General features: G+C 62.1%; 13 protein-coding genes and 1 other RNA gene. 4 read left to right on the forward strand and 10 right to left on the reverse strand.

The window, feature by feature from the left end; all coding sequences use genetic code 11:
- Positions 1–122: 122 nt before the first annotated feature.
- The 8 genes from MPC4_RS19165 to MPC4_RS19200 all read right to left on the reverse strand — a co-directional run bounded on the left by MPC4_RS19165 (position 123) and on the right by MPC4_RS19200 (position 7,048).
- The gene (locus MPC4_RS19165) at positions 123–977 is read right to left on the reverse strand and encodes a DUF2252 family protein (protein ID WP_174513938.1); all 855 of its coding nucleotides are present in this window, start codon (positions 975–977) and stop codon (positions 123–125) included.
- 135 nt (positions 978–1,112) lie between these two features.
- Entirely contained in the window at positions 1,113–2,045 is a 933-nt protein-coding gene (hflC, locus tag MPC4_RS19170; RefSeq protein ID WP_174513939.1) for a protease modulator HflC, read from the reverse strand.
- Positions 2,042–3,166, reverse strand: a complete 1,125-nt coding sequence (hflK, locus tag MPC4_RS19175; RefSeq protein ID WP_134487930.1) for an FtsH protease activity modulator HflK — start codon at positions 3,164–3,166, stop codon at positions 2,042–2,044. The genes hflC and hflK overlap by 4 nt, the downstream gene beginning before the upstream one ends.
- Positions 3,167–3,296: 130 nt before the next feature.
- Positions 3,297–3,986 carry an extensin family protein gene (locus tag MPC4_RS19180; protein WP_174513940.1) on the reverse strand — a complete coding sequence of 230 codons (690 nt, stop codon included), beginning with the start codon at positions 3,984–3,986 and terminating at the stop codon, positions 3,297–3,299.
- Positions 3,987–4,183: 197 nt separating this feature from the next.
- Complete coding sequence (locus tag MPC4_RS19185) at positions 4,184–4,717, reverse strand: dihydrofolate reductase (RefSeq protein WP_174513941.1); 534 nt, start codon at positions 4,715–4,717, stop codon at positions 4,184–4,186.
- Complete coding sequence (locus MPC4_RS19190) at positions 4,714–5,217, reverse strand: GNAT family N-acetyltransferase (protein WP_174513942.1); 504 nt, start codon at positions 5,215–5,217, stop codon at positions 4,714–4,716. Before MPC4_RS19190 ends, MPC4_RS19185 begins: the two co-directional genes overlap by 4 nt.
- 3 nt (positions 5,218–5,220) lie before the next feature.
- Positions 5,221–6,138, reverse strand: a complete 918-nt coding sequence (locus tag MPC4_RS19195; protein ID WP_174513943.1) for a DMT family transporter — start codon at positions 6,136–6,138, stop codon at positions 5,221–5,223.
- Between the two features lie 100 nt (positions 6,139–6,238).
- The gene (locus MPC4_RS19200) at positions 6,239–7,048 is read right to left on the reverse strand and encodes a thymidylate synthase (RefSeq protein ID WP_174513944.1); all 810 of its coding nucleotides are present in this window, start codon (positions 7,046–7,048) and stop codon (positions 6,239–6,241) included.
- A 131-nt stretch (positions 7,049–7,179) separates the two neighbouring features.
- Here MPC4_RS19200 and ssrA point away from each other — a divergent pair.
- The 4 genes from ssrA (at position 7,180) to MPC4_RS19220 (ending at position 8,637) form a co-directional block, all read left to right on the forward strand.
- Positions 7,180–7,539: a transfer-messenger RNA gene (gene ssrA, locus MPC4_RS19205) on the forward strand.
- A 75-nt stretch (positions 7,540–7,614) separates the two neighbouring features.
- A complete protein-coding gene (locus MPC4_RS19210) occupies positions 7,615–8,190 on the forward strand; it encodes an SspB family protein (protein WP_134487924.1) in 576 nt (191 codons plus the stop codon).
- On the forward strand, positions 8,190–8,396 hold the full coding sequence (locus MPC4_RS19215) for a DUF4169 family protein (RefSeq protein ID WP_174513945.1): 207 nt from the start codon (positions 8,190–8,192) through the stop codon (positions 8,394–8,396). Before MPC4_RS19210 ends, MPC4_RS19215 begins: the two co-directional genes overlap by 1 nt.
- On the forward strand, positions 8,380–8,637 hold the full coding sequence (locus MPC4_RS19220) for a ribbon-helix-helix domain-containing protein (RefSeq protein ID WP_174513946.1): 258 nt from the start codon (positions 8,380–8,382) through the stop codon (positions 8,635–8,637). The genes MPC4_RS19215 and MPC4_RS19220 overlap by 17 nt, the downstream gene beginning before the upstream one ends.
- 3 nt (positions 8,638–8,640) lie before the next feature.
- Here the strand turns inward: MPC4_RS19220 and MPC4_RS19225 are convergent, their stop codons facing one another.
- Positions 8,641–12,045 (reverse strand): AsmA family protein, encoded by a 3,405-nt coding sequence (locus tag MPC4_RS19225; RefSeq protein ID WP_174513947.1) that lies wholly within the window; start codon positions 12,043–12,045, stop codon positions 8,641–8,643.
- Between the two features lie 103 nt (positions 12,046–12,148).
- Complete coding sequence (locus MPC4_RS21555; RefSeq protein WP_280514846.1) at positions 12,149–12,274, reverse strand: hypothetical protein; 126 nt, start codon at positions 12,272–12,274, stop codon at positions 12,149–12,151.
- Between the last annotated feature and the right edge of the window lie 17 nt (positions 12,275–12,291).

Raw genomic sequence — 12,291 nt, forward strand, 5'->3', positions numbered from 1 at the left:
CGGTTGCAATCAATGTGGGTCCAGTTGCAATGATTGTGGTCCCAAGCGCCGGGCCTAGTTGCAATGATTGTGGGCCGGAACTTGCGATGATTGCGATCCCGGCCGCGGATGATTGCGGTCCGTTATACATACCGGTCAACCAATATGCGCCGCTCGGGCAGAAGCGTTTTCTGATAGGCTGCGAAAACAGAAGGAGCGTCGATCTTTTGGTCGTGCGCGGCGTCCGAGTCGAAATGATAGATCAGCGGCGGGCGATCCTCGATATGGGCCGCTCCGCCCTTCGTCGACGCGAGATGCGGAAAATTGTCGTCGGCTGCCAGGTCTTTTTTCGATTTGATCAAAAGCGACAGGAGTTGATTGCGCAATCTCTCATCGTCGATCCTGCGGACTTCGCGGTCGACGTCGATACGTGAATGCCAGACTTCAAGCGGCGGCTCTTTGGCGAGTTCGCCGAGGAAATCGCGATAGGCCTTGGCGGCGCCGCGCGCCAGGATTTTGGCCTTCTTATCGGAAATTCCGGCGTCTCGGGCGGCGACCGCGACGCTCGTGACGAGCCGCTTCAGATCGACGGTGAAGTCGACGCCGGGGAGCGTTTCATCGAAATCATTGATGTCGAAAAGCACGCGTCCTTCGGGCGTGCTGAAGGCGCCGAAATTCATCAAATGGCAATCGCCGCAAGCCTGCACGTGAACGCCAAGCTGCGGCAGCTCCGCGAGGTCATGCGCCATCACAGCGGCGGCGCCGCGAAGAAAGGTAAACGGTGACTGCGCCATGCGCTTATAGCGGATCGGCAGCAGATTAGGCAGGCGCTGAGCATCTGTTTCGCCGAGGATTGCGACAGGATCGCGCTCCGACCCCGGCGGGCAATCCGCATGGCTGTCACGCGAAACGATATCGCGCAACGTTTTGCCGGCGCTGTAGCGTTCAGCGCGCGGCGCAGAGATTGCTGTTCCGCCTTGGGGATGCAGGTTGGACATGCGCGACCCGCTTCAAATCAGCCTTGCCGTCTCCAGAAACAAGCCAGCCTAGCCGGAACCCGATTTGAGATAAAGCGGAGCAATTGAATTGCGGTTGCGCCGGCGATCTCAACAGACCGCCGGCGGCATTAAACATCAGGGAACAGCGGCGGCCGGGACGTCGGTCGCGGCGGCGGCCGGAGCAGGGGCCGGCTCGCCTTTGGCTGAGCCGAAGAACCGGAAGAAATCCGATTTTGGGCTGAGCACCATCCTTGTATCGCTCGATTTCAGCCCGGTTTCATAGGCTTGCATCGAACGGTAAAAGGCGAAGAAACCGGGATCCTTGCCATAGGCTTCGGCAAAGATGCGGTTGCGCTCGGCGTCGCCGTCGCCGCGTGTTTGATCGGCCTGACGCTGTGCGTTGCCTCGCAGCACGACGACGTCGCGATCGGCCGCGGCGACGATCTTTTGCGCCTGTTCCGAGCCTTGCGCGCGATATTCGGCGGCCTCGCGCGCGCGTTCCGTTTGCATCCGGCTAAACACCTTTTCCGAGATCTGCTTCGGTAGATCGGCGCGCCGGATGCGTACGTCTACGGCGTCGACGCCAAGGCGTCCGCTCTCCAAATTCACCTGATCGCGGATCTTCGCCATCAGACTTGCGCGGTCATCGCGAACGATCTGGGTGAGGTTGGCTTCGCCCAACACGCGACGAACGGCGGAGTTCAGGACAAAGCCGAGCTGGCTGTTCGCGCGATCGATCGTGCCGACGGTCTGATAGAATTTCAGCGGATCAACGATTTTATAGCGCAGGAAAGAATCCACCTCGATCCGCGTGTTGTCGGAGGCCAGGACCTCCTGCTTCGGCGCTTCGAGATCAAGGATGCGGTTGTCGAGATAGACGACATTCTCGATGAACGGCAGTTTGAAATGAAGCCCCGGCTTAGTGATCAGCCCGCGGCCCTGGACGGGCTCGCCGAAGCGCAGCACGAGGGCCTGCTCCGTCTGCGACACGGTGAACGTCGAGGCCATCGCCACGATCAGGAAAACGATCGCGCCGGCAAGGATGGCGAATGTCGAGGCCGCCTTCATTTGCGTGATCCGTCTGAAGGCTTCGACGATAGGGCGCCAAGCGGCAGATAGGGAACGACGCCCGTTCCCTGTGCGCCCTGATCGACGATCACCTTGTCCATGCCGCCATAAACCCGCTCCATTGTTTCGAGATACATACGTTCGCGAGTCACGTCAGGCGCTTTCTTGTATTGTTCGTAGATCTTGTTGAATCGCGCGGCCTGTCCAGTCGCCTCGGCGACGGTCTGAAGCCGATAGCCTTCAGCTTCCTGGATCGTGGCGGCCGCCTTGCCCCGCGCTTCCGGCACAACGCGGTTGGCGTAGGCTTCGGCCTCGTTGCGCATCCTGTTTTGGTCCTGCTGCGCGGCGGTGACGTCGCGGAAAGCCGCGATCACTTGCTCGGGCGGATCGACAGATTGCAATTGCACCTGCAGGATCAGCACGCCGGCCTTGTACTGGTTCAGGATCTTCTGCATCAGCTCCTGCACGGCGGGCTCGATGACTTTGCGCTCGGCGGTGAGAATGCGCTGGATCTGGCTGCGGCCGATGACTTCGCGCATCGCGCTTTCGGCCACCGCCTTCACCGTTTCGCGCTGATTGGCGATATTGAAAGCGTAATCTTCCGGATGCACCGGATCGATCTGCCAGATGACGACGAATTTGACGTCGGCGATATTTTCATCGCCGGTCAGCATCAGGCTTTCTTCCGGCAAATCGATCGACGTTTGCGCGTTGGGCGCGCGCATGTCCGGCCGCTGGGCGAATCCGACGTTGATTGTGTTGCGGTTCGTCACCTGCAGCTTCTGCACTTCGCCTATCGGATAGGGCAGGTTGTAATTCAGGCCGGGGCCTGTTTTGCCGGTGTACCGCCCGAATATCTTGTTCAGCCCGACTTCATTGGGCTCGACCGTGTAAAACCCGGACAGCAGCCAGAAGATCACGCCGACAAGAGCCAGGGCGATAACGCCGCGCGCGCCGCCAAATCCGCCGCCGGAGCCTGGGATCCACTGCTTCAGCTTCTCTTGCCCGCGCCGGACAAAATCCTCGAAATCAGGCTGCGGCGAGCTCGGCTTTTGGCCCCAGGGCCCCCCATTGCTGGGCTTCCATGAGCCGCCATTTCCGCCTTCATTGATCCACGGCATGAAACCTCGTTTCGAAAATAGAGCCGTCCCGCTCCAACCCTTATAGGAGAGCGCCCGCCTCAGCACAAATGGGAGGCGGGCGCGCGCGCCGCAACGCCGCGGCCGCCGAATTGCCCGGAAAGCGAGCGGCTTACTGGCAAAATTTCGATTCGCCGTTCCTGCCGCGACTTTCGAGGTCGAGGTGCCAGTGGCTTGCGTGAAAGGCGTCAGCGCCAGGACCAAGAGCCGTATGGAAATAGCCGCAGGCGGCGGCGCGGACGGCGTGGTCGAAGCCCCGCTCCGCTTCATCGGCCAATTTGCCGACGTGGTAAACGCGTCCGCCAGCGAAGGTGATGCTGGCTATGTCGATCGCCAGACCATTGGCGTGTTCGCTGAGTTTCGCTCCGGCGATATGATCGCGCGTTCTGCATTCAAACCCGGGCCCCGTTTCTAGCGCGACCATCGAAGCGTTGAACGTTCCTTTGACGAGAGGCTCCAGCGCCTCGTCCACGAAATGGGCGAGGGTCTGCGCGACTGCACAATCGACAGTCGGACGATCCGGCAAATCGACCCGCTGGCCGCCTCGCAAGGCCAATGATTCGATCCTGACAGGATCCGCGATGGCGCAGCGGGAATCGCTTTGGGCCCCGATCGTTACTTTATTCAGCGTCGCGCCTTCAGCGAGGAGTGACGCGGGGCAGTCGTTTACCGTCGCGCCGGACTCCGGCGCAGGCGGCGGAAGGCTGACGGGAGCCGGGGCGAGCTCGGCGGGCCGAGGCGGCGGCAGGGGCTGCCCTGCGTCGCGCGGCGCTTCCGGCGGGGTGGCCTTCGCGGGCGCCATGGCAAGAATCCCGAGCGGCAGAATCAGCAAACAACGCCGCAAAAGAATTTGCGCATAAGGCTTTGCGCCTGCGCCGGAAACGCGTTGCGCGCCGGATTTTCCATGAATTTCAGTTATTATGACGTTTCTCCTGATGCGGTCTGAAATGCCGCCCGGGAGAAATGGTTCGTTTTCTTGAGGGCAGAAAAAAACGCCCCTCAGCGATCACGGGCCAATTGAAGCCTTTGAAATTCGACGAAGGCAAAGCTCGCCTCATCGGCGGGATGGGGCGGCGGGCGAATGCGCGCGCGCTCCACCCATTCCGACCAATCGATGTGCGGAAAACGCACATCGCCCGGCGGCGCGAGGTCAACCAGCGTCAGATACATTCGATCGACGTGGGCGAGCAGCGCGCCATAGAGATCACCGCCGCCCGCCAGAATGACTTCATCGGCGCCCATGGCTTCCGCGCGTCGTTGCGCGAGGGCCAGAGCCTCGTCGAGATCATAGGCGACGTGAACGCCGCTTGCGGCCACGCTGAACTCCAGGCCGCGCGTAACGATGATGGTCTCTCGCCCAGGCAGCGGGCGCCCGATTGATTCGAAGGTTTTGCGGCCCATCAGCAGGGGCTTCCCCCAGGTCAGCGCGCGGAAGCGCTTGAGATCGCTCGGCAGGCGGAAAGGCAGGCGATCGTCCGCGCCGATGACGCCGTTTTGACCAATCGCAGCGACGAGGGCGAGAGGGACGCTCATGCCGGGGGCTCAACGCCGCCAAGCTTACGAAGCGCTTCGTCTTCGACGCGGCAGATGCGCCATTGCTCCATCAGCCGCGCGCCCATCCCCTTGTAAAATCGGATGGACGGTTCGTTCCAGTCGAGCACGGACCATTCGAAGCGGCCAAGGTTCTCGTCGACGCAACGCCGCGCGACATGCCGAAGCAGGACCTTGCCAAATCCCCTGCCGCGAAAGGCGGGGCGCACATAAAGATCCTCAAGCCAGATGCCGTGACGGCCGCGAAAGCTCGAAAATGTGTAGAACCACAGAGCGAATCCGCTGGGTTCGCCGCTAACCTCGGCTATGTCGCAGAATGCGCGAGGCGCCGGACCGAAGAGGGCCGCGGCGATGTTTTGTTCCGTCGCGAGGAGTTCGGCGGAAAGATGCTCATAATCGGCGAGTTCCGCGACGAGCTTGAAAATCAATGCGGCGTCGGCTGGCTTTGCGGCGCGGATTCGCACGTTGGTCAGGGCGGTCATTCTTTATGTGCTCCGTCGCGATCGCGGGCCTAAGAAGATCGACAGACCCGCCGCAACGATCAGGCCCGTTCCGATCATCGTCCGCACCCCCGGAATTTCTGCGAAAATGACAACGCTGAACAAGGTCGCCCACAATAGCGCGGTATAGCCGAAAGGCGCGACGACATTGGCGGGTGCCGCGGCAAACGCCCGGATCATGCAGAAATGGCTGGCGACGCCAAGGCTTCCAAGAAAGGCCATCAGCGCGAGATCCGCGGGCCTTGGCGCGACGCCCACGAAAGGCAGAAAAGCGGCGCAGAAAATGGCGCCCACGAGCGCCGTATAGAATAGCGTCGTCAGCGGCGCGTCGCTCGTATGCAACACGCGCGTCGCGATCTGGTAGAGCGCGTTGCAAAGGGCGGCGAGCAGCGGAAACAGCATCAGGGCGGAGATATGGATGCCGCCCTCCGCGACAATGACCCAAACGCCGGCAAGACCGATGAAGACGCTGAGCCACCCGCGCCAGCTGACCTTTTCTCCGAGGATGACGACCGAGAGAGCGGTGACAAGCACCGGCGCGACCCAGACGACGGCGGAAAAGTCGAGGAAGGGCATGATCTTCAATGCCAAAAGGCCAAAAAGCGTCGTACCGAGCAGCAGGGTCGACCGCAACATCTGCAAGATCGGCCGGCGCGAGACCATAAGCCGGGGCGCGCGCCAGGCGAGAAAACTCGCGACCAGAAGAATGTGCACGAAATAGCGCGCGAAGGCGACCTCCGTCGGCGGATAGGAGGCAAGCAAAATCCGCGACGTCGAATCCTGACACACGAACAGGAGAGTCGTGGCGAGCATCCATAAAACGCCCGCCGTAATCGAGGCTTGTCCGCCGGGAAGGAGCAGAACCTCTGGCCGATCCTCCTTGGCCGATGCTGGGTGGGTCATGACTTGCTGGGAGCCGCGAAAATTCCAAAGTGGCGCGGCGACCTATACCGTATCGGGCGCGGCGAAGCGAATGGGTCTTGCGACGATCGAGGCCCGCGTCTCACACGGCGACGGGCGCCTTGATCGCCGGGTGCGGATCGTAATTTTCGAGCACGATGTCTTCGTAGCGGAAATCAAAGATTGATTTCACCTCCGGGTTCAGCCTGACCGTCGGCGGATTTCGCGGCGTTCGCGTCAGCTGCAAACGGGCCTGCTCGAGATGATTGAGATAGAGATGGGCGTCGCCGAAGGTGTGGACGAAATCGCCTGGCTTGAGGCCGCACGCCGCCGCCAGCATTTCGGTCAGGAGAGCATAGCTGGCGATATTGAAAGGCGCCCCGAGAAAAGCGTCGCCGGAGCGCTGATAGAGCTGGAGATCGAGGCGTCGCGCTCCCTCGGCGTCGTCGCGGACGTTGAACTGAAAAAGGCAGTGGCAGGGCGCGAGCGCCATCTCGGCCAGATCGGCTGGATTCCAGGCCGAGACGATAAGGCGGCGCGAAAATGGATTGTGGGCGATCTCATCAATCATATTTGAGATCTGATCAATCGTGCGTCCGTCCGGCGCCTGCCAGGAACGCCATTGCCGGCCGTAGACGGGCCCCAGATCGCCTTTGGAATCAGCCCACTCGTCCCAGATGCCGACGTCATTTTCTTTCAGGTAAGCGATGTTGGTTTCGCCGCGCAAGAACCAAAGAAGTTCGTGCACGATCGATTTCCAGTGCAGTTTCTTGGTCGTCACCAGCGGAAATCCGGCGCTGAGGTCGAAGCGCATTTGATGCCCGAAAATCGAGCGCGTGCCCGTACCCGTGCGGTCAGGCTTCTGAACGCCCTCCGCCAGGATTTTGGCGAGCAGATCGAGATAGGCTTGCATAAGAGATCCTCGATTTCGGCGCATTTGGCCCGCGCGAGGATCGACAAGCGGTCCCCGCCGGTCAAGTCCTCGCGAAATCAGGCTGGGGATAAACGGCGGGCGGAGAAATTGTTCCTCTCCGTTTCGCGAACGGCGTTTGTAAATCCGCGTTTGACGCTTATATTGTTTTTGCCGCGTTCGCGCGGCTATGGCGATAAACGGCGTCGAAATAAGCTCTTCGGACCCGGGGGCGGTACCCGGCGCCTCCACCAAAATCCGTATCGAATTAAGCGGATTTTGGCGGGGGCGAAATAGGTTCGACGGGGAGTGTAAAGGATTGTCTTTCGCTCGGCATGGTACCGCCGTTATCGGGCTAAACCTTATAGTTGCCAATGACAACTATGCTCCGGTGGCCGTTGCTGCGTAATGCGGCAATAGTACCGAAATTAAAGCCCTTGGGGGTAGCACTCTAAGGCGGGGTTCGGAGGCACCTGGCAACAGAAGCCTCCACTTTTCAATCGCCAGCTTTTTGTTTAATCCGTATCGGCACGCTTTTCTAAGTCGCACAGAATCATACCGGGGTTTTTATGGCTGTGGATTTGATCCGGTATGATGTTCTCGTCCAGGACGCCTTGCGCGGCGTCGTCCGGAAGGTGCTGGGCGACATGGCCCGCGACGGTCTCGTTGGCGAACATCATTTCTACATTACATTCCGCACGCGTGGGCGCGGCGTCAGATTGTCGACCCGCATGCGGGAGCAATATCCGGACGAAATGACCATCATCCTTCAGCATCAGTTCTGGGATTTGAGCGTCACGGAGCACGCCTTTGAAGTTGGGCTCTCCTTCAAGAACGTTCCCGAAATGCTGCTCATCCCGTTCGACGCCATCACGCGTTTCTCCGATCCCGCCGCCGGCTTCGATCTTGAATTCAAGCTCGATGACGAGGCCGCCGAAACAAGCGCCAATGACGCCGGCTCCCCTGCCGATCTCGCGGGGGCGGCTCCTGAAGGCTCGCCGTCCTTGACCACGATCGAGCCGGCGAGACCAAAGGATGGAGAGCCATCACGCAGCGGCCTCCGGCCAGGTCCGATCGAGGAAGCCGCGCGGGGCGATGCGCAGGACAAGATCGTTTCGATCGACGCCTTTCGCAAGAAGACCTGATGGGCGACATCGTCAACCTGCGCCGCGCCCGCAAGAAACGCGCAAGGGATGCTTCCGAGCTCGAAGCGGCTGCGAACCGGGTTGCGTTCGGCCTCGGTCGCGCCGAGCGTGCGGCGGCGAACAAGCTGCGCGGCCTCGAGCAGGACCGCCTCGACGGCCACGAGCGCGTCCATCGGGATTTAGCACCCGATGATCAATCCGAATGACGCGAGCTGCGCGGCCGGGAAAATCGTTAAGCACTCACTGACCATCGCGGGGCACCGCACCAGCATCTCGCTGGAGCGCGCGTTCTGGGACAGGCTGAGAAGGCTCGCCGCGGAACGCGGAACATCGCTTGCGATCGTAGTCGCGGAGATCGACGCGCGGCGAGGCGCAGCCAATCTGTCCTCCGCCATTCGCGTTTTCGTGCTCGAATCGGCGCCTTGGCCGGCTCCCCCACAAGGATAGCGCTCAATCCGCCGGCCGCGGCGGTGTTTGCGCTGCGCCCGCGTCTTCGGCGGCCTGGTTGCGCTCCCTTTCCCGGCGCCGCTCGGACCGGAGGCGTTGATAGAAGAAGGCCCGCTCGTGCGCGTCGAATTCATAGGATTCAATGCGCGCGCTCTCGCGCAGGATCGCCCGGCTTGATAGCGCGTTCGCCAGCGCCGCCGCATCGATCTGCACGCCAGGAGCCGATAGAGGTCCCTTGATGACCACGGAAACGTCCGGCGCGGGTCCGCTCCAGTCTTTAGGCAGCGCACTCAGGACGAAGTTCAGGCGCTCGGTCAGGATCGCCTGACGAAGATCGAAGGAGCCGGCGACCGTCGCGCCAATGTTGCCGTCCGCCGGCGGCGCCAGATGGAGCATGCCTGAGGCGATGGCGACGTCGAAGGCGCGGCTCCCGGCCTTGAACTCGGCGCGCTTCAATTCATTCGCGAGGGCGGCGGCGATCTCTTTTGCCTCGAGCGAGTGTCCTTCCTGATCGAAAGTCGCGAACACCCTGGCGAGCGCCGCGGGATCAGCGTTCGGAATCGTCAGGTCAAAGAGAATAATGCGACCCGAGCCCGCAAGGCCAGCGGCCAGCGCGTCGGGGCTTTTTCCCGTTCCTACCGCGTCGATCGCCCCGCTGACGCGTGCGCGGACAGCCGGAAGGTCAAGAGAGATGTCGGCGAGATCGAGGTGACTTTCGAGCGATGCTTCCTCTCCCGCGCGACGCAGCTTTATCTCGCCAGCCAAACGTCCGCCGCCGATGTCCATGCGCAGGTCCTGCAGATCCAGAAAGCCCGCCGAGGTCGAAAGGCTCATCCGCACGTCTTTCGCAGCCACGCCGGATGCGAAAATCGGCGCGGGAAGCGCCATGTCGTGGATCGTCAGAGCGAGGCGGGCGGCGGGCAAGTCGAAGGCCGCGGGGGCGAAGGAAAGCCCCGACCAGAGCGAGCCGGACTTCGCCGGCTCGGGAGCCCCAAGCACAAGTTCGAAAAGCGAGGCGGCGGGTAGCGTGTCCGCCACGATTGATCCCGTCAGGAGGTTTCGGTCCCCTTTTTCAAAGGCGAGGGAGCCGCTGACAGGGGAGCCGGCGACATTCGCCTTCAGATTGTCCAGAGTGAAACCTGCTTTTGACAGGCCAATGTCGCTGGAAAGAGTGGCCGGAACTTTCGCCGCAAAATCAGGGAAGACAACGCCTGTCGCGCGCATCAGAGGCGCTGCGTCGGCGCTCGAAAAGCGTAGCCGCCCTTTTATCGAAGGCTGCGTCAGATCAGCTCGGAGTTCTCCGTCAAACGCAAGGCTCGCGGCGCCAAGCGAAGCCTTTATGGACGCTTGCGTTTCTTGACCCATGAGGCCGGCCGCTTGCATCTCGACATGGGCCGGCCCAAGTCCGCCCGAATCCACAAGGGGAACCCCCGCCAGGCGCAGCAGCGGCATGGCTTCCTTTGCGTCGGCCCTGGCCGACATAGTGAGGTGTCCCTCCCGTTTCGGATCGCTCTCGATAAGCGCCTCGATCTTTGCGCCGCCGATGCTGCCTTTCGCGGCGAGGGAACTGAGGGCGAGGGCGGAGTTCCTTTCCACGGCATCGGCGCTGAGGCTTAGATCGATCGCGGAAAGCGCGCCGACGCGGGAAAGCATGTGGTCGCCGGCGGATAGGGTAGCGCTTCTGGCAACAAGGGCGGCAAGACGTTCCGCGCGCGGCGCGGTGATCTTGGCGTCGAGATGAGCCTTCGCCGATGAAAAAAGGCCGCTCGCGGTGACGACGGCTCCATCCGATCCTTCGAACGTCAATTCATTGAGCGCGATTTGATCGCCTGACTTTGCAAAGTCCAGGGTCAAGGCGCCGATTGATTCTTTTTCTCCGAGCGTCAGCGCGTCGGCGTCGAGCCGGAGCGATCCATCGCTCGAACCGAAACTGCGGGTCCAAAATGCGCGGAGGTCGAAGCCGGGCAGGGCGCCGAGGTCGAAGGATGGCGTGGCGAGATCGGCGTCGAACCGCGAAGGGTGCGTCGCGGACGGTGGCCGATAGGCGAGCGCGCCTGAAAAACGCGAGCCGCTGAGCCGGAGGTCCAGATCGCGGAGCTCAATGGCTTTTTGCGACAGATGCGCCTTGGCGGAAAGGTCGACGGCGCCAAGGACGATATCTGGCGTCCATTGCGGCGCCAAAGGCCGCAGCCACGGTCTGATCCAGCTGGCGTCCTCCGCGCTGGCCTGAGCCGTGCCGTTGAAGCTTTCCTCCGCTCCGGCGCGCCATTGCCCGTCAAGGAACAGGCGCGACTTTCCAGGTCCTTCCGCCTCAAAGCGAAGCCACGTCGGAGCCTCCTCTCCAGATCGCCGATCGCCGAAGACCAGATTGGCGGCGATGTCCGAGAAGATCACGCCGCCAAGGGTCAGAGTTTGAGCGCTATAGCTTAAAGCGAGAGGGGCCGGCGGCCGGAGGTTCAGGTTCTCCAGAAATAGATGCGGGTCGCCGCCCGAACTTTGCCAAAGGTCGAGATCAAGCGCGTCCGAGTGCAGCGTGACGCTGGCTTTTGGCGCGCTGGAGAAATCGAACTCGGCCTCTCCCTTGGCGCTTATGGCGCGCTCTTCGCCGCCGATACGCAGCTCGGCCGCAGCGAGCGCGGCTCGTTCGGCGTCGAGCGTAAGTTGGCCCGCGGCGCGCCAGGTCGGCTCCGCGCCCTCGAAAGTTGCGGCTCCGGTAAAGCTTTGTCCGCCCGGCCGCAGGCTGAGCTGACCGTCCAAAGAGACGCTCGGATGCGAGCCCCGCGCGTCGGCGAAAAGCTTCAGCTTCATATCTCCCTTCTGGGCGGCGCCGGTTGTGAACCGGAAGGGTGTGCGCTCGCCCTCGATGTCGAGCGCGCCGTGAGCTTTGAAGGGACCGTAAAGCGAATCCGCCTCCGCCTCGAAATCGAGGCCTTTCAAGGTAAGAGAGCGGTTTTTTGCCGGATCGTTGACGAGGATGGCGCCATTGGCCACCCGGATTTTTTCGAACCGCAGGCGCCTCGCGATTCCATACTCTCGCGGCGGCAGCGGCAAGGATGCCCCGGGCCCCAGCGTCAGTTCAAGGCGCGGCGCCTCTAACCGCGCCTCGACGAAATCGACGTCGCCATGCAGGAGCGGTGCAATGGCGATCTCGAGGCGCAGCTTTCGCGCCGTGAGGCGCCAGGCGGACGCCGGGTCGCCCAACTCGATATCTTCGACGACAAAGTAGGGCGTCGGCAGGAGTTTAAGATCGATTGAGCCAAGAATCCTTGCCGGCGCGCCGAGGGTTGGCGTCAGCTGCGCTTCGATCCAACCGCGCTGCGCGCTCCAATCGACAAAATACGGGCCGACCAGCGCCGCGGTCAGAACAAGAATGAGGGCTATCGCGAGGACGGTCAGGCTATCGCGCAAGGTCGTCTATCTGTCTCTGGGGGATCGCCGCCGCCCAATCGTATAATGCAATCTTGACCTCCTTCGCGCTCCGCCCGGCGCGCTCGCGCCGGACTCCTCGCATTCAGAGAGCGGCTCCGACTTTCGCCATATGTTGAAGATGCGCAAGCCCCGGTGCAAAATAATGGATCAGGCCGTCGACGGCCTTGGACTCGCCAAAGCTCGACAGACGGCGGTGGCGGCCCCACATTGGAGTGGGCCGCTCCC

The organism is Methylocella tundrae (genome assembly GCF_901905185.1).
In the GTDB taxonomy this organism is placed as follows: domain Bacteria; phylum Pseudomonadota; class Alphaproteobacteria; order Rhizobiales; family Beijerinckiaceae; genus Methylocapsa; species Methylocapsa tundrae.